The 18,689-nt window shown below is 45.3% G+C and carries 12 protein-coding genes; 10 read left to right on the top strand and 2 right to left on the bottom strand.

Features of this window, described 5'->3' with window-relative positions; translation table 11 throughout:
- Position 1 precedes the first annotated feature (1 nt).
- A complete protein-coding gene (locus NIASO_RS00685; protein WP_008582195.1) occupies positions 2 to 1,507 on the top strand; it encodes a lipopolysaccharide biosynthesis protein in 1,506 nt (501 codons plus the stop codon).
- 151 nt (positions 1,508 to 1,658) lie between these two features.
- On the opposite strand, the gene NIASO_RS20000 is transcribed toward NIASO_RS00685, so the two are convergent.
- Positions 1,659 to 2,417 carry a C40 family peptidase gene (locus NIASO_RS20000; protein ID WP_008582196.1) on the bottom strand — a complete coding sequence of 253 codons (759 nt, stop codon included), beginning with the start codon at positions 2,415 to 2,417 and terminating at the stop codon, positions 1,659 to 1,661.
- A gap of 601 nt (positions 2,418 to 3,018) precedes the next feature.
- Here NIASO_RS20000 and dnaE point away from each other — a divergent pair.
- Complete coding sequence (dnaE, locus tag NIASO_RS00675) at positions 3,019 to 6,690, top strand: DNA polymerase III subunit alpha (RefSeq protein ID WP_008582197.1); 3,672 nt, start codon at positions 3,019 to 3,021, stop codon at positions 6,688 to 6,690.
- Positions 6,691 to 7,588: 898 nt separating this feature from the next.
- Here dnaE and uvrA read toward each other — a convergent pair.
- Positions 7,589 to 10,426, bottom strand: coding sequence for an excinuclease ABC subunit UvrA (gene uvrA, locus NIASO_RS00670; RefSeq protein WP_008582198.1), 2,838 nt, complete (start codon positions 10,424 to 10,426; stop codon positions 7,589 to 7,591).
- 323 nt (positions 10,427 to 10,749) lie between these two features.
- On the opposite strand from uvrA, the gene NIASO_RS00665 reads away from it, so the two are divergent.
- From NIASO_RS00665 to NIASO_RS00630, 8 genes are all read left to right on the top strand, one after another.
- The gene (locus NIASO_RS00665) at positions 10,750 to 11,457 is read left to right on the top strand and encodes a hypothetical protein (protein WP_008582199.1); all 708 of its coding nucleotides are present in this window, start codon (positions 10,750 to 10,752) and stop codon (positions 11,455 to 11,457) included.
- Between the two features lie 147 nt (positions 11,458 to 11,604).
- Entirely contained in the window at positions 11,605 to 12,279 is a 675-nt protein-coding gene (locus NIASO_RS00660) for an OmpA family protein (RefSeq protein WP_008582200.1), read from the top strand.
- A gap of 111 nt (positions 12,280 to 12,390) precedes the next feature.
- On the top strand, positions 12,391 to 13,101 hold the full coding sequence (locus tag NIASO_RS00655) for a porin family protein (RefSeq protein ID WP_025298576.1): 711 nt from the start codon (positions 12,391 to 12,393) through the stop codon (positions 13,099 to 13,101).
- A 71-nt stretch (positions 13,102 to 13,172) separates the two neighbouring features.
- Positions 13,173 to 13,670, top strand: a complete 498-nt coding sequence (locus NIASO_RS00650; protein ID WP_008582204.1) for a GNAT family N-acetyltransferase — start codon at positions 13,173 to 13,175, stop codon at positions 13,668 to 13,670.
- 250 nt (positions 13,671 to 13,920) lie between these two features.
- Complete coding sequence (locus NIASO_RS00645; protein WP_008582206.1) at positions 13,921 to 14,346, top strand: hypothetical protein; 426 nt, start codon at positions 13,921 to 13,923, stop codon at positions 14,344 to 14,346.
- Positions 14,347 to 14,663: 317 nt separating this feature from the next.
- The gene (leuC, locus tag NIASO_RS00640; protein ID WP_008582209.1) at positions 14,664 to 16,079 is read left to right on the top strand and encodes a 3-isopropylmalate dehydratase large subunit; all 1,416 of its coding nucleotides are present in this window, start codon (positions 14,664 to 14,666) and stop codon (positions 16,077 to 16,079) included.
- Positions 16,080 to 16,248: 169 nt separating this feature from the next.
- Complete coding sequence (gene leuD / locus NIASO_RS00635; protein WP_008582211.1) at positions 16,249 to 16,845, top strand: 3-isopropylmalate dehydratase small subunit; 597 nt, start codon at positions 16,249 to 16,251, stop codon at positions 16,843 to 16,845.
- A gap of 127 nt (positions 16,846 to 16,972) precedes the next feature.
- Positions 16,973 to 18,490: an alpha-isopropylmalate synthase regulatory domain-containing protein gene (locus tag NIASO_RS00630; protein ID WP_008582212.1), complete on the top strand. Its 1,518-nt coding sequence runs from the start codon at positions 16,973 to 16,975 to the stop codon at positions 18,488 to 18,490.
- The last annotated feature ends 199 nt before the right edge of the window (positions 18,491 to 18,689 follow it).

The raw sequence follows: 18,689 nt of genomic DNA, 5'->3' as shown, positions 1-18,689 counted from the left end.
CATGAGCGTACAGATACGAAAGCATAGCATTATTTCATCTTTGGTTATCTACGCGGGGTTTGCCATTGGCGCCGTAAATGTTTATCTGTTTACAAAAGAAGGTCTGTTTACGGAAGAACAGTACGGGCTTACACAGCTATTCATGGCCACAGCCCAACTGCTTGTATCTTTCGCTTCTTTGGGAATGCCCTCTTATATTTATAAGTTTTATCATTATTATAACGATAACCTCGCAACAAGAAAAAACGATATGCTGGCATGGGCTCTGCTAACAGGGCTAATATGCTTTACCATTATTTTTTTGTTGGGCATTGCGTTTGAAAGTCTTTTTTCAAGAAAATTCAGTAATGGCTCCGCACTGGCTGTTTACTATTATTACTGGATGTACCCGATCTCTTTCGGGTTAACCATTTTTGGAATATTGGAAGCCTACGGATGGAGCCTGAACAAATCGATCGTCACTACATTTTTAAAAGAAGTGCAATGGCGGATACTGGTAACAGCGCTTATCGTGTTATTTATTTTTAAGATTATCCCCGATTTTGATTTATTTATAAAGCTTTATTCTTTCACCTATCCTGTAGTGGCCATTATCCTGCTCGCCTATCTCATTCTTACTAAAAAGATCCATCTTACGTTTAAGGTAAGCAAGGTCACCCGCAGGTATTTTAAAAAAATAGCCCGTTTTGTTCTCTTTGTGTATTCAGGGGTAATTATTGTTTCTTTATCGCAGCAATTCGACACGATCGTGCTGGCTTCTGTAACCGAGGCGGGGTTAAAGAATGTGGGAATCTTTACCCTGGCCCAATTTTTAACCAGTTTGATCCAGGCGCCGCAACGTGGTATCATTGCCGCTTCCATTCCCTTTATATCAAAAGCCTGGAAAGACAAAAAACTGCAACAGATACAAAGTATTTATCAGCGCTCCTCTATCAATCAATTGTTATTTGCAAGTCTTTTATTTATTTTAATAGCGCTGAATTATACGGATGCCATCATCGCCCTGAAGTTACGAACTACTTTTTTGCTGGGTTTTACGCCGTTTATTCTGTTGGGCCTAAAACAGATCGTTGATATGGGCACGGGAGTAAATGCCCAGATCATTGGCACTTCAACTTACTGGAAATTTGACCTGATCAGCAGTATTATTCTTCTTGTGGTTATGCTTCCGCTCACCTATATCCTGACGAAACGCTATGACCTGATGGGCCCCTCTGTTGCCAACCTTATATCCATCACGATCTACAATATCATACGGATTGTATTTCTCTGGAAGAAATTCAGGTTGTTCCCGTTTACCATAAACTCTCTTTATGCCATTATCTTAGGCAGCATCGTTTATGTGATAAGCTGGCTTTTATTTAAAAATATGCACGGCTTTCCGGGTCTTTTTATACGTAGCAGTTTCGTTCTGGCTTCTTTTATCTGCGGTGTATACTTCCTAAACCTTACGCCCGATTTCAAACCCGTGCTGCAATCGCTGGTGAAGCGGTTTAAAAGAAAATAAAAGTGTTTGGCCGGTAAGGCGTGAAGGCGGTAAATGAAGGACAATACCTTCCCGTTTTTCCGGCTTCCCGGCCAGTTAATGCTCTCTTCGCTGGTTAACCTCAACAAAGAAGCCCCGCATCTGCGAGGCCCGTATGATTATTATCGAACTTTTAGTTGGTTGTGCCCGCTATGCGTGCCGGAACGGTAGCATAAAAACTGCCGGCGTTCTCAATGCGTCCTGCACCGATATAGTGCGTGATGTAATAGGTTTCATACAGATCACTGATGGTTACGCCACGACTGGTGGAAGCATGCGCAAATTTATTATTGCCCAGGTACAGTCCCACATGCGATACGCCTCCGGTAGTATTAAAAAACACCAGATCTCCTTCCTTCAGCTCCGTAGTAGAGATTTTACGCACCCGGCCATACTGCTCGTGCGCCGTGCGGGGCAATTCAATGCCATAAGCACTCCGATACATTTCACGGGTGAACGCGCTGCAGTCAATACCTCTCTTGGAGGTTCCGCCATATACATAACGGGTACCATACCAGTTGTCCAGCGTTTCCAGCAAATTATTATTGGTAATAGACCCCGGCATCATATTCAAAAGAGAAGCATATTTTATCTGTAATTGAGTAGCCGGAAGAGCCTTGGGTACGGCAACAAAATCATCAACCGTACTAATGTCTTTTATTTCTGAGGAAGCGATGGTTTTTTCAATACGCGCCATCCGCGTGTCGCTCTTAGAATTCCTTGGAGAGATGGTCACCTGGTCCATAAATGCCTGTTTGGCCGGTGCAGGAGGCTGCGGCGTAACAGTTGTTTTGGCAACATTTTTTCTATCGGCTGTTCCAAAAATTTTAGCTGTGGTTGAGCAACTCGTCAGCAACACCACAATGCTAAAACCAGTCAATAAATATCTCAAAACGGGTACTTTTAAAAATTTTTACGAATTAATCAGAACAATGCCAGTCTAAGCAAATCCTAATTTTACAATAGTGTAAAAACGCCAAATGTTAAGGAATATTGCCCTTTTGATATATTTTTATTTATTAAAAATATAATCATTTGATAATAAATTATTTAAATATTAAAATATACTAATAATTATAAAAACACTAACAAATCAGTACCCATATTAAACCGGTTCTAAAAGTCCCATCCCGACTATCGGGACACGAATGACTCATTTATCATCTCGCCTGTAAAGAAAACAAGCTGAAATCCTTTGGGGGTGATTAAAAGCATTTTTGCCGGCAAGGCGGCAAGACGGTAAATTTTAAAAGATTGAAAAACAGACCTTCCCATTTTCCCGAATTCCCGGCCAACCATTTGTTCGCGTCGTTTTGGTCAGACCCGCATTCGTGTATTAGTGGCATTAGACAAGTATTAAAACTCAGCCTGTGAACAATTAAAAAACTTTGTGCATGGTCCGGCTTATTAAACCCCTTACCCGGTTTCTTGTTAATTATACGATGTGCATAAATTTCGCGGCATATTTTATCATTTTATAGCATTTTAGCGGCATGAAATTCTCCCATTTACACGTTCACACGCAATACTCTTTACTGGATGGCGCCGCCCCTATCGGTTCCCTGTATAAAAAAGCGATCGCCGATGGCATGCCGGCACTGGCCATCAGCGACCACGGCAATATGTTTGGCGCTTTCCAGTTCGTCGCGGAGGCGTATAAACATGTGGATGAGAATGGCAAACCCAAAGTAAAACCCGTTGTAGGCTGCGAATTTTACCTGGTAGAGAATCGTCATGAAAAAACCTTTACTAAAGAAAAAAAAGATAAACGCTACCACCAGATCCTGCTGGCAAAAAATGAAAAAGGCTACCGGAATTTGACCAAACTGACCTCCCTCGGGTTTATCGAGGGCTTATATGGTAAATACCCGAGGATTGATAAAGAACTGATCCTGCAATACCACGAAGGGCTTATAGCGACCACCTGTTGCCTCGGAGCCTCCGTGCCGCAGGCCATTTTACGCAAAGGAGAAGCAGAAGCCGAACAGGAATTTAAATGGTGGCTGGATCTTTTTGGAGATGATTTTTATGTGGAATTACAACGTCATGGTATCGGCGACCAGGATAAAGTAAACATAGTGCTGCTGAAATTTGCAGCGAAATATAATGTGCCCATCATCGCCAGCAATGATTCGCATTATGTGGAACAGGACGACTTTAACGCGCACGACATCCTCCTTTGCATCAATACCGGCGAAAAGCAATCCACGCCTGCCTTCCGGGGCGATTTTGCGGATGACGATGTGAACATGAAGAACATGCGCTTCGCCTTTGCCAATGACCAGTTCTATTTTAAGAACACGGAAGAAATGAGCAAACTGTTTCATGATATTCCGCAGGCCATTGACAATACCAATGCCATCGTTGATAAGATCGAATTGCTGGATCTGAAGCGAAGCATCCTCCTGCCCAATTTCCCCATCCCCGATGGGTTCCAGAAGCATACACAGGATGAAAAAACAGATAAGGGAACGGTTACCGCCGATTCGCTCAACCAGTGGGAGTATCTGAAACACCTTACCTATGAAGGCGCTCAAAAAAGATACGGTTCAATGCCCGATTCCACAAAAGAGCGGATCGACTTTGAGCTCTTTACCATCAAGACCATGGGGTTTGCCGGTTACTTCCTTATCGTAAGTGATTTTATTAAGGCCGGGAGGGATGCGGGCGTATTCATCGGCCCCGGACGGGGTTCTGCCGCGGGTTCCGTGGTAGCGTATTGTATCGGCATCACGAATATTGACCCGATAAAATACGACCTGCTGTTTGAGCGTTTCCTGAACCCTGACCGTAAATCGATGCCGGATATTGATACTGACTTTGATGATGAAGGCCGTCAGAAAGTGATCGATTATGTGGTGCAGAAATATGGCAAGAACCAGGTAGCCCAGATCATCACCTATGGTACCATGGCCGCTAAAATGAGCATCAAGGACGTGGCGCGGGTAATGGACCTGCCACTGGCTGAATCCAATGCCCTGGCCAAACTGGTTCCGGAAAAGCCGGGCATATCACTCAAAAGAGTGCTTCACGCCCCCATACAGCCCAAGGCGGGCGAAAAATCGCTGATCGAAAAAGAAGGACTGGGTGCGGACGATATTGAAAATGTAAAAAAGATCCGCGAGGTATACAACGGCAGCGATCTGCAAAGTAAAGTGCTGCATGAGGCCGAGATCCTGGAGGGTTCCGTGCGCAACACGGGCATCCACGCGGCGGGTATTATCATTGCACCGAAAGACCTAACGGAGCTGATCCCGGTAAGCACGGCCAAGGATTCGGATTTGTGGGTAACACAGATTGAAGGCAGCGTGATTGAAGAAGCGGGCGTTATTAAAATGGACTTCCTGGGGTTAAAAACCCTTACCATTATTAAAGATGCACTACGCCTGATCAAACAAAACCATGATGTTGATATTGAGATTGATGATATACCGCTGGATGATCAGCCCACCTACGAGCTTTACCAGAGAGGCGAAACCAACGCTACCTTCCAGTTTGAAAGTGCGGGGATGCAAAAATACCTGCGCGAACTGAAACCTGACCGATTTGGCGATTTGATTGCCATGAACGCCTTGTACCGCCCGGGTCCTATTGCTTATATCCCGCAATATATCGACCGCAAACATGGTCGTGAAGAAGTGACCTATGACCTTCCGGAAATGGAAGAATACCTGAAAGATACTTATGGTATTACGGTATACCAGGAGCAGGTGATGCTGCTGAGCCAGAAGATCGGCGGCTTTAGCAAGGGGGATGCGGACGTGCTGCGGAAAGCGATGGGTAAGAAGCAAAAAGCGGTACTGGACAAAATGAAAAAGCAGTTTGTGGAAGGCGCCATTCAGAAAGGGCACCCGGCGGAAAGCCTGGAAAAGATCTGGACCGACTGGGAAGCTTTTGCGCAATATGCCTTCAACAAATCGCACTCTACCTGTTATGCTTTTGTAGCTTACCAAACAGCGTACCTGAAAGCCCACTACCCCAGCGAATATATGGCGGGTGTGTTGAACAACGCCGGCTCATTGGAAAAGATCACCTTCTTTATGGAGGAATGTAAACGCATGGGATTGCCGGTACTGGGACCGGATATCAATGAATCGCAAAAAGGATTTGCCGTAAATAAAAAAGGCGAGATCCGTTTCGGATTGGGCGGCTTAAAAGGCGTGGGTGAAGCTGCAGTGGAAAGCCTGATCAAAGAGCGCGACGATAACGGTGCCTATGTTTCCATCTTTGATATGATCAAGCGCGTAAACCAACGCACGGTGAATAAAAAAACATTGGAAAGTCTGGCCTACGCCGGGGCTTTCGATTGTTTTACCGACCTGACCCGCGCACAATATTTTCACGTGCCGCAGGGCGATACCACCAATGGTCTGGAAAAGATTGTAAAGTACGGGCAGGTATGCCAGGCCCAATCGCAAAACACTACTAATACCCTGTTTGGTGATCTGTCGGAAGTGATGGAAGTGCAGGTACCAAAAATCCCCGAGTGCACGCCCTGGCCGCTGGTAGTGCAACTGGATCATGAAAAACTGGTAACGGGAATTTTTATCAGTGGCCACCCGCTGGATGATTACCGTTTTGAAATGGAGCATTACGGCATTTCAAAGATCTCCTATCTGAACGAATACAAGCTGCAGGAAAAAGAAAAGATCAGCTCTGCTGCTACGTTTAAAGTGATGGGATTGGTTTCCGATGCCCAGCACCGCCTCTCCCGCACGGGTAATAAATTCGGAAGTTTTGTGATTGAGGATTACAGCGGCAAGCTGGAGCTCGTGCTTTTCTCTGAAGATTACATGAAGTATTCTGCTATGCTGCAACTAGGCGCTACCGTTTATTTAACGGGGTATTTTAAGCAGCGGTTTAATGGTGATTTTGATTTTAAGATCACCTCTATTTATCTCGCAGAAAGCGTCATAAAAAACCAGACCAAAAAATTAAAGATCGAGTTGCCGGTAGAAGAAATAACAACCGACGCCATTCAGTTTATCCAGTCCAATTTAAAAGCGCACAAGGGCGGAAGTGTTTTAAAACTCTCCATCAAGGATGTGGCGCAAGACATACAGGTAGACCTGATGACCCAGGGCAAAGGCTTTGAAATGAATGGTGAACTGATCGAATACCTGGCGAAGCAGGCCAACTGGAATGTGGCGGTGGAGATGAATTAATTTACTGGTGTTTTCACTAGTCACTTTTCCCACTCAAAGATTTACCCTGCTCCGTCAGGAGCGCCGTGTTTATAGCATTGTTGAGGCATGAGGATTGGGCTCTGCGGGAGCCCCGTGTTGACGCGGCACCTGACGGAGCCGGTTTCTTAAAACGACAATCATTCTACAAACACATCGCTCCTCCGGAGCCAGATTGAAAAGGGAACAGTAATTGCGGATAGGCGTTTTTAAAAACAAGATTCCCAAAGACAGGAATTTGAGCATTTGCAAATGATTGCAATCGTTTAACGATGAATAAATGCGTATATTTAAGAACTCGTGTGCCCTGCTCCGTCAGGAGCACCGTGTTTATAGCATTGTTGAAGCATGAGGATTGGGCTCTGTAGGAGCCCCGTGTTGACGCGGCTTCCTACCAGAGCCGGTTTCCTATAATTGTCATTCTACAAACACAAGGCTCCTACGGAGCTAAATCGAACATTGATTACGGATATTTCATTGAGTTCAGAAAAAGTTTTCATTCCTCAAAATCAAATTCAAAAGCAAATAGTTTTTCGGATGAAAAATAATAGCAGCTTGTCCCATAAGTCACCTTTGTCCCACAAACGCCTGGTGGGGCCTGTAGGACTGGTGCGACGGGTAACAAAGAGCCTTAAATCTTCATTGCTCCACTTACACCCCTCGCGCCTCCACGCCCTTGCGCCGGCCCGAAAGATTCATTCTGGCGGGGTTAAACAACCCAGCGCGCATATCTTTTAATTTAGCTCCCCCAGCTCTGCGAGGCGTCCATCGCCTCGCAGCTTTATTTTATCGCCTCTGGCGATTATAACAGCTAATCTTCTTTTTAATTCATTTGCACTTGAATGACGGCGTAAAGACCGCTCCGCGAACTGCTCTTCCCCTACAACTCCTCCTTCAAATACACCCCGGTATAACTCTCTTTACATTTTACCAGCGCTTCCGGTGTGCCTTCAAATAAGATCCGGCCGCCGCCATCGCCACCCTCAGGCCCCAGGTCGATGATGTGGTCTGCAACTTTTATCACATCCATATTATGTTCTATCACCAGCACCGTATTACCGCGGTCTACCAGTTTATTCAGTACCAGCAATAAATGTTTGATATCTTCAAAATGCAGGCCCGTGGTGGGTTCGTCTAAAATATAAAAGGTTTTACCCGTGTCCTTCTTTGAAAGTTCGGTGCTCAGTTTTACGCGTTGTGCTTCGCCCCCGCTAAGGGTTACAGCGCTTTGCCCCAGGGTAATATAGCCCAGGCCCACATCCTGCAAGGTTTTTATTTTGCGGTAAATAGAAGGAACCGCCTGGAAAAATTCCACAGCATCATCCACCGTCATATCTAAAACGTCAGAAATTGATTTTCCTTTATACCGGATCTCCAGCGTTTCGCGATTGTATCGTTTGCCATTGCATTTTTCGCAGGGCACATATACATCCGGTAAAAAATTCATCTCGATAACGCGCATACCGCCGCCTTCACAGACAGGGCAGCGACCGGTTTTTACGTTAAAGGAAAAACGGCCCGCATTATACCCCCTGATCTTCGCCTCCGGCACCGCCGCAAAAAGCGTACGGATATCTGTAAAGAACCCGCAATAGGTGGCCGGGTTGCTCCGCGGCGTACGCCCGATGGGCGACTGATCGATCTCCACTACCTTATCAATATGCTCCAAACCCTTTATGGATTTATAAGGCATCGCCTGCATTTTGCTGGCAGGAAAAGAGTGATTGCTTAACAGTGGGTAAAGCGTATCATTAATTAAAGTGGATTTACCCGAACCACTAACACCGGTAACCACGATCATTTTCCCCAGCGGGAACTTTACCGTTACGTCTTTCAGATTATTACCGCTGGCGCCCTTTAATTCCAAAACCTTACCATTGCCTTTTCTACGCGCTGCCGGCACTTCAATTTTAAGATGGCCGTTTAAATACCCGGAAGTGATCGTATCCAGCTTCAACAGCTCCTTTGGTGTTCCCTGCGCTACAACTTTTCCGCCGTGAAAGCCGGCCTTGGGCCCGATATCGATAAGGTAATCCGCTGCCAGCATAATATCTTTATCATGCTCCACCACCAGTACACTGTTGCCAATATCTCTCAAATTTTGTAGCGACTGGATCAAACGATGATTATCTCTTTGATGCAACCCGATAGAAGGCTCATCCAGGATATACGTGATCCCCTGCAACTGCGATCCGATCTGCGTGGCCAGCCGGATGCGCTGCGATTCTCCCCCACTGAGGGTTCGCGAAGGACGATACAATGTAAGATAGGTCAGGCCTACATCAAGCAAAAATTGTAATCGCTCCCTGATCTCTTTTAGAATATCTTTTGCGATGGCATTTTGTTTTTTAGACAAACGCTTTTCTATGCCCTGCAGCCATACGCCCAGTTTATCAAGGTTTAAAGAACTCAGCTCCGCGATATTCTTTTCATCGATCTTAAACCAAAGACTTTCCTTTTTCAAGCGATCGCCGTTGCAAGAAGGACATGATTTCAACACCATAAACTGCTCTACCCATTCCCGCAGCCATTCGGTGGTTTGGGTAGAAAAAAACCAGCGCTTCAGCATCGGGATGATGCCTTCATAACTGCCGGTGTACAAGTCGGGAACAGAATCATCAGAACCGTCCAGCTCCAGGCTGCGAACGGCCTCCCCATCACCATATAATAAAAGATTCAGCTGTTCCTCCGGTAATGTTTCCAGCGGTTTTGCAAGATTGATCTTATGTTTTTTTGCAAATCCTGACACCTGCTGAAACACACTGGCATTGCGCTCTTCGCCCAGGGGTGCAATGGCGCCGTCGCTGATGCTCAGCTTCCGGTCCGGCAAAACGGCCTCCATATCAATCGCATAAGCAGTGCCGATGCCCTTGCAGTAGGGGCAGGCACCATAGGGCGAGTTAAAAGAAAAAGAATTGGGCGATGGTTCTTCATAACTGATACCGGTATCCTCACACATCAGTTGCTTGCTGTACTGCACCGGTTGTTCGGCGCCGTTTTCCAGTAAAAACAGCAATTCCTTACCCAATCGCAGGGTTTCCTGCACACTCTGGCTCAGGCGCGCTTTTGACGCCTGATTCACTTCCAGCCGGTCCACCACCAGTTCAATATCGTGGATCTTGTACCGGTCTACCTGCATCTTGGCCACGATGTCTTTTATTTCCCCGTCTACCCGAACCTTTACATAACCTTTCTTCCGCACATCTTCAAACAGCTCCCGGTAATGTCCTTTCCGCCCTCTTACCAGCGGCGCCAGCAGGTTGATCTTTTTATTTTTGAAGCGTTCGAAAATATTTTCAACGATCTCTTCTTCACTCCATTTAACCATTTTCTTGCCAGTGTTGTAAGAATAGGCTTCGCCTACCCGGGCAAACAGCAGCCGGAAAAAATCATACACTTCGGTAATAGTGCCTACGGTTGACCTTGGATTCTTGTTGGTTGTTTTCTGTTCGATTGAGATCACAGGCGACAACCCGGTGATCTGGTCCACATCCGGGCGCTCCATATTTCCGATAAACTGGCGGGCGTAAGCGCCAAAGGTTTCCATATACCGGCGCTGTCCTTCAGAATAGATGGTATCAAAAGCCAGCGACGACTTGCCGCTGCCGCTGATCCCGGTAATAACCACCAATTCATTTTTAGGAATGGAGATGTTGATATTTTTCAAATTGTGCACCCGGGCCCCGGTTACCTCAATTGCTTCATTTTCAGGTTTCAAATATGTGTAAGTTTGGGATTTTAAAAAAACAGGTCACAAATATACTAACAGCGCCGCGCTTTATTTAAGTCCTTTAAATTTTAATCATAGTAAATGCAGGGAAATACGGGAAGATATTGTTTTTCAATTGCCTTTGACTTACCGTCGCACCGGCTTCCCGGCCAAATATGTGATTCGAAAATAAACTTAAACGAATCTTCTCGTTTAAATAATATCATAAGCAAAAATTAAAATATATATTTTATCCCCTGTTTCTCCTGTTTGGCATAATAATTTCAGTACAGCTTTTATTAATTGAATTATTGTTAAAAAAAAATGGATTTATGAAAAAGAAGTCGCTTCTTACTGCATTTTTAGCTTTTGCTATTGCATGTGTAACGTTTGCCCAATCAACTCCCGAAGTTCCAAGGAATTATAAACCGGCACCCAAAGAATTACTGCCCATGCCCGATTCTTTAACAGATGAAGCCATCTTCCCTGTTTTGGGGTCTTTCAATCTCACGGATAAAAAAGGAGACGCTGCGCAGGTAACTATCACAAGAGATGCGGAGAATAAAGGTATTGTATGGGTAAACGGATTGCCCGAAGGAAAATTCAAAGCTTTTCTAAAAGCCTCACCAGCAACCTATATGATCCCTGCTCAAAAAGCATTAGCCAATGACGAAACAGGCAGTACTTCCTCTATGGAAAGTACAGAAACCAGTTCGTCTACAACAACTAAATCCAAAAGTAAAGTAGTGAGCGGCCGCTCCATACACGAAGGAACCCTTATTTATGATAAGGACGCCAATGCTTTATATGTAAATATCGGCAGCAAATTTAACGAGGATAACCCCACTTATGTTTTTCCTGAAATGACAGCCGGGGCAGATAGTGCTGCTATGGCAATGACTACTATGGATGAAACTACTTCGAAAAAGGTTAAAAAGCCGGCAAAACCTGTTATTAAGGGTATAACCTATACCGGGTCAAAAATCGGCGGTCCGTCAACACCTGCCACCGCCGCTACAAAAGAGACTACAATGAATTGATACAGATCAATTTAAATGTAAAATTAAAAGGGTTGTCCGTAAAACAGGCAACCCTTTTATTTGCAAATCCCTCTTTTTCCGGAACAATGTTAATTAAACCCTGCTTTGGCATATTATTTGGCAAAGTATGATTACAAAACTATTAGAATGAAACAGTTAAGACATCTATCATTAGGATTGGCGTTAGCCGGACTAACACTTGCCGGTTGTGATTCAATGAACCGTACACAAAAAGGGGCCATAATCGGAACCGGGGGCGGTGCCGCTATGGGAGCCGTAATTGGCAAGGCAGCCGGAAATACCGGTTTGGGCGCCATCATTGGTGCAGCCGTTGGGGGTACAGCAGGAGCCATTATTGGTAAAAAAATGGATCGCCAGGCGGAAGAGATCAAACAGGAAGTGCCGGGGGCCAAAGTAGAACGCGTGGGCGAAGGCATTACAGTCGAATTTAACAGCGCCGTATTATTTGGGTTCGATCAGTCCAGCATTACATCCAACGCTCAGGGGACCCTCAATGATCTGATCAAAATCTTAAATAAATATCCCGATACCGATCTGGAAATTCAAGGCTATACTGATAATACCGGTACTGCCAAATACAACCAGGCATTATCAGAAAGAAGGGCGTCCTCTGTTGCCAATTATTTGGGCGGCAATGGTATTGCACTGGAGCGTATGGAAACCAAAGGATTTGGACTGAACAATCCGAAGTATACCAACGCCACAGCTGAAGGAAGGGCGCAAAACCGCCGGGTAGAATTCGTGATCTCAGCAAATGATAAAATGAAGGCCGACGCCAAGAAAGAAGCCGGCAACGGTTAATGGCAGACCAAAAAGCCGGGAATGCGGAAAGACGGAAAGATCTTGCGGTGTCACCGCCTTACCGGCTGGTAAATACTTTTAGTCACCCTCAAATAATAAACCTTATTCATTATGAAAAAGCAAGTATTAAAAACAATTATGATCGCGACGGCCGTTGCCATTTCAGGAACGGCAATGGCACAGGTTGAAATCGGCCTCAGAGCCGGGGCAAACTTTTCAAACGTTACCTGGAAAGATGCCAACGGCAAAAAAGTAGACACAAAGCTGAATCCGGGCTGGCATGCCGGCGTAACTTTTGATATTCCGATTGCTGATGAGTTTTACGTTCAGCCGGGAGCATTATTCAGTACTAAAGGATTCAAGACCACAGATGCAGCAAGTGCTCTGGGCGCTACCTACAACGGCACTTATAAAGAAACAGCTTCTTATATTGAGGTACCGGTAAACTTCCTGTACAAGCCTGAATTAGGTGAAGGTAAATTATTGCTGGGCGCAGGTCCATACGTAGCTTATGGATTGGGAGGTAAATGGAAATACGACGCTGTTGCTACCAGCGGAGGTTCTACAGCTACTAACAGCAGCGACGGACAGTTGGAGTTCAAGAACGATACTAAAGACGCATCAGATAACAAATCCATCTACGGTAAACCCTTTGATGCTGGCGCCAATTTATTGGTAGGATATGAATTTGCAAACAAACTTTCGTTCCAGTTGAACGGGCAGTTAGGTCTGGTAAATATTGCACCCAATGTTAACGGACAAAAGCCTGACGGTAAATTCAAAAATTCCGCATTCGGAATTTCGGTGGGTTATAAATTCTAAGCTATACAACACTAAACAGGGAACCGCTTCTTTTGAAGCGGTTTTTTTGTGGGTTCTCCTATCTTTGAGGGATGACCGGGATCCGAAAATTGCAAAACGGGGAAGCAGGGCTGCTGCATCAGCTTGCGCTGGACATCTGGCCCAAAGCCTTTGCCGCCATTCTTTCGCCGGAGCAAATAGATTATATGCTGCAAATGATGTACGCAGTCGACGTTTTAGAAAAAGAAATGGAGCGGGGTGTTGCCTTTTATATACTGAATGTTGATAGTGTTGATGTAGGTTACACGGCCATTGAGCGCAAAGACGAAACCGCTTATAAATTGCACAAGATCTATCTTTCACAAAAATTACATGGCAGGGGCCTGGGAAAATTCCAGTTACGATCAATGGAAGAAATTGTAAAGAACTATGGTGCCACTTATCTTTATCTGAATGTAAACCGCCATAATAAAGCGGTTGATTTTTACAAAAGCCAGGGATACGAGATCGTAAAAGAAGAAGACAATAACATCGGGAATGGTTATTTTATGAACGATTATGTGATGCGGAAGCAACTCCAGGTTGAATAACATGCTTTATTTAATGTTGAAGAGCAGCCGGCTCACAGACTACACAGATTCTCACAGAACGCTTTTTACAATCTGTGCAAATCTGCGGAATCTGTGAGAAAAAAATATAAATAACCAACTGCTTAATCGCAATTATATGGCTCACGGATTACACAGATTCTCACAGAACACTTTTAAAATCTGTGCAAATCTGGGGGAAACCTGTTGCACATTCTTCCAAAACTGCGTCAGTTATCAAAAACGGGGTCATATGAAAACGCTTTTATCAATTGTTATTACTTGTTGCCTGATCTCCTGTAGTAAGTCAGGCTATAATTCAAGCGCCCTTAATGGAAATTATGAGGGAACCTTCCAGCGGGTAATGCCTTCTTTTGCCCCCATTCCCCCCCAAAAGATACAGCTCCTGCTAAACAACGGCATATGGAGCGCCACTCCTAATGATACGGTAATCGTAAATGGTTCCGTCACCATTGGAATAAACCGCGGCACTTACCAGGTTTCAGGCGATAGTGTCGCTTTTATTAACACTATTTCACTGCCCGTGGTCCCCTATTCATCCGGCTTTGTCGTACTGTTTAACAATAAGTACGCTCTGCAGCAGAAAGGTGACAGTTTGTTTTTATCGATTTTAAGCAAAAACGGGGTTGGCGAAATATATGCGCTGAAGCGGCAGTAGCCATTTATTTTTCCAGCAGATACGCTACCCAAAGGTGCGTCCTTAGTGATCCGCATCGTAATCTGCTCTCCGATAATTAAATAAAATTAATTATAATATATTTATTATCAATTATTTACAAAAATACTTTCTGATATACCACCCTGTTTTTTGGGACCCAATCTCATCCGGATTTTTTACATCTTCCAAAATTTCTACTGTTTCGCTCAAAATGCTAAATACCATCCAATAACGGAATGTTTCTCTAAAAATATTTCTAATTTTACAGACCCTCATAGTTAGGGATTCATTAGTTTATTAAAAATAAGTTTTACAGCATGAGCAACGCTACTACTTTGTTTGATAAGGTTTGGGACGCACACCAGGTACGCCATATTGAGGATGGCCCGGATGTATTGTTTATCGATCGTCATTTTATCCACGAGGTAACCAGCCCTGTGGCCTTCCTGGGACTGGAAAAAAGAAACCTTCCTGTGTTATATCCGCAACGCACATTTGCGACGGCAGATCATAATACGCCCACTCTTAACCAGGACCAACCGGTTAAAGATCCCTTATCAGCAAACCAGTTAGCAGCACTTTCCAGTAATGCCACCAAATGGGGTATCTCGCTTTGGGCGCTGGGAAGTCCTAAAAACGGTATCGTGCACGTGGTAGGACCGGAAAATGGCATCACCCAGCCCGGCATGACCATCGTTTGCGGCGACTCCCATACTTCAACACATGGTGCTTTTGGTTGTATCGCTTTTGGTATTGGTACGTCAGAGGTAGAAATGGTGCTGTCTTCTCAATGCATCATGCAGCCCAAGCCCAAAAAAATGCGCATCACCATCAACGGTAAACTGGGCAGGGGCGTATTACCAAAAGATGTGGCCTTGTATATGATCTCCCAGATCACCGCAAGCGGCGCTACCGGGTATTTTGTAGAATATGCAGGGGAGGTTTTTGAAAACATGAGCATGGAAGGGCGTATGACCGTTTGTAATATGTCCATCGAAATGGGCGCGCGTGGTGGTATGATCGCTCCGGATCAAACCACTTTTGATTATGTGAACGGGAAAGATAAAGCGCCCAAAGGTGAAGCCTGGGATAAAGCTTTGGCTTACTGGAAAACGCTGAAAACCGATGCTGGTGCTGCGTTTGACAAAGAACTGCATTTTGATGCGGCCGATATTGAACCGCAGATCACCTACGGCACCAACCCGGGGTTGGGTACAGGCATCACCCATTCTATACCCAAAGCAACAGAAGTAAAAGACGGCGAAGCCTCTTATAAAAAATCGCTGGCTTATATGAATTTTGAAGAAGGCCAGCCCCTGATCGGTAAACAAATCGACTATGTATTCCTGGGTAGCTGTACCAATGGCCGCATCGAAGATTTCCGTGCCTTTGCCTCCATTGTAAAAGGAAAAAAGAAAGCCGAAAATATCACCGCCTGGCTGGTGCCCGGCTCGCATATTGTTGAAGCGCAGATTAAGGAAGAAGGCATCCTGGATATTTTAAATGAAGCGGGGTTTGAATTACGTCAGCCCGGATGTTCCGCCTGCCTGGCGATGAACGAGGACAAGATCCCTGCCGGCAAATACGCGGTAAGCACCAGCAACCGCAACTTCGAAGGTCGTCAGGGCCCCGGTGCCCGCACGTTGCTGGCCAGTCCTTATGTGGCGGCAGCAGTAGCAGTAACGGGTGTGGTAACCGATCCACGGGAGTTGATGGCAGAAGTGAATAGTTAATAGTCAATGGTCAATAGCGCCTCGTATCTATTTACCCGGCTTTAGCACTACTATCAGCTTCGTTGTCCCGATGGCTATCGGGACACTCTTGTACGGCACAACAAAAAGCAACACCAGTTGCATCGGGAAAAATCAGAAATCAGAAATTAAAAATCAGAAATTAAGAAAAATGGCTTACGATAAATTTACAGTACTCACTTCCACAGCAGTTCCTTTGCCCATTGAGAATGTGGATACGGATCAGATCATTCCTGCGCGCTTTCTGAAAGCAACAGAGCGCAAGGGTTTTGGCGATAACCTGTTCCGCGACTGGCGGTATAACAGTGATGATACTCCAAAAAAAGATTTTGTGTTAAACAACCCCATTTACTCCGGGAAGATCCTGGTAGGTGGTAAAAATTTTGGCAGCGGCAGCAGCCGCGAACATGCAGCCTGGGCAATTTATGACTACGGTTTTCGCTGTGTTGTCTCCAGCTTTTTCGCTGATATCTTTAAAGGAAATTCATTAAACATTGGCCTGTTGCCCGTAACCGTTAGCGAAGCATTCGTGGACAAAATATTTAAGGCCATCGAAGCAGATCCCAAAGCTGAAATCGAGGTAAACCTTCCGGAGCAGACTATCACCATTTTAGCCACCGGCGAAAAAGAAAGTTTTGATATCAATGGCTATAAAAAGCATAATATGCTGAATGGCTTTGATGATATCGACTATTTGCAGTCAGCAAAAGAAGACATCAAAGCCTTTGCAGCAAAAAGTTTATACTAGACAATTGGGCTGACGCAAAAGCCACGAACCGAAGATTGCCGGGAAATACGGGAAGGCGGAAAAGATTACATACCGACTTACCGCCTCCCCGGTTTAAAGAATATTTTTTAGCTCTTAGCCCGAAAAGATGAAGCAACGACACATTGAAATAATGGATACCACCCTGCGCGACGGGGAACAAACCAGCGGCGTATCCTTTTCAGCATCGGAGAAATTAACGATCGCACAGTTATTATTGACCGAAGTAAAGGTAAACCGGATCGAGATCGCGTCGGCACGCGTATCTGAAGGCGAGTTCCAGGCGGTGAAACGCATCACCGAATGGGCAGCGCAAAACGGGCACCTGGATAAAATAGAAGTGCTCACTTTTGTGGATGGCGACACCTCCATCAACTGGATGCAAAAAGCGGGAGCAAAAGTAATGAACCTGCTCAGCAAGGGGTCGCTGAACCATTTGACCCATCAATTAAAGAAAACGCCGGAACAGCATTTTAAAGAAATTGCGGCCGTTGTTAAATCGGCCAATAAAAAAGGAATTGCCGTTAACGTATACCTGGAGGACTGGAGCAATGGCATGCGCCATTCAAAAGAATATGTGTTTCAATACCTCAACTTTTTAGCGACCCAACCCGTCCAGCGCATAATGCTGCCGGATACACTGGGCGTGCTGATCCCCTCAGAAACCTATGCATACCTTCATGAAATTATTCAGCGCTACCCCACCCTTCATTTCGATTTTCACGGACACAACGATTACGACCTGAGCGTTGCCAATGCCCTGGAAGCCGTAAATGCCGGCGTCACAGGATTGCACCTCACCATCAACGGCATGGGCGAGCGTGCCGGCAACACGCCACTGGAAAGCGTTGTAGCCGTGTTGAACGACTTTAAAAAAGATGTAAAAACAACGGTTAATGAAAAAGCGCTTTACAAAGTAAGCAAGCTGGTGGAAGCTTTTTCAGGCTTCCGTATCTCCGCAAACAAACCGGTTGTAGGAGAAAATGTATTTACACAGACAGCCGGCATTCATGCCGACGGCGACAAAAAGAAGAATCTTTATTATAACGACCTGATGCCGGAGCGCTTTGGCCGCCGGCGCAAATACGCCCTGGGCAAGACTTCCGGCAAGGCCAATATTGAAAATAATTTACAGCAACTGGGGATACAGCTAAGCGATGAAGACCTGAAGATCGTAACCCAACGTATTATTGAACTGGGCGATCGGAAAGAAACCGTAACTCAGGACGATCTGCCCTACATCATTTCCGATGTGCTGGATAGTAGCGCCATTGGTGAAAAAGTAGCCGTAGAAAACTATGTGCTGACGCATTCCAAAAATATGAAGCCTTCGGCAACCATCCGTATCCGGTTTGAAGACGGTACGGTAGAAGAAAATTCCCCTGGCGACGGGCAATACGACGCCTTTATGAATGCGCTCAAAAAGATCTACGCTCAAAAAAAATTACCCCTTGCCAAACTGACGGATTACGTGGTGCGCATACCACCAGGCGGCAAAACAGACGCACTTTGCGAAACCGTCATCACCTGGGATTATAATGGCAAAGAGATAAAGACCACCGGTTTGGATAGTGACCAGACTGTAGCTGCAATTAAGGCCACGCAGAAGATGTTGAACCTGGTTTAAGAAACGTTACAGGTTTCAACAAGATTCTGCGTTTGAGGTTTGACGTTTACCGTAGACGAAAAGGTGAACAATTAATCAATGTTGTTTACTCAAACGGTGAGAAACCCTGAAAGGGTGTAATCCGTTTAACCGCGCGTGAAACGCGTGGGTTAGCACAAAATTACAGTTGAACCCCAGCCGGGGTTCAATACATCTACTA

This window comes from Niabella soli DSM 19437, assembly GCF_000243115.2.
Classification (GTDB): Bacteria; Bacteroidota; Bacteroidia; order Chitinophagales; family Chitinophagaceae; genus Niabella; species Niabella soli.
This window is presented reverse-complemented; position numbering and strand designations above follow the sequence as displayed.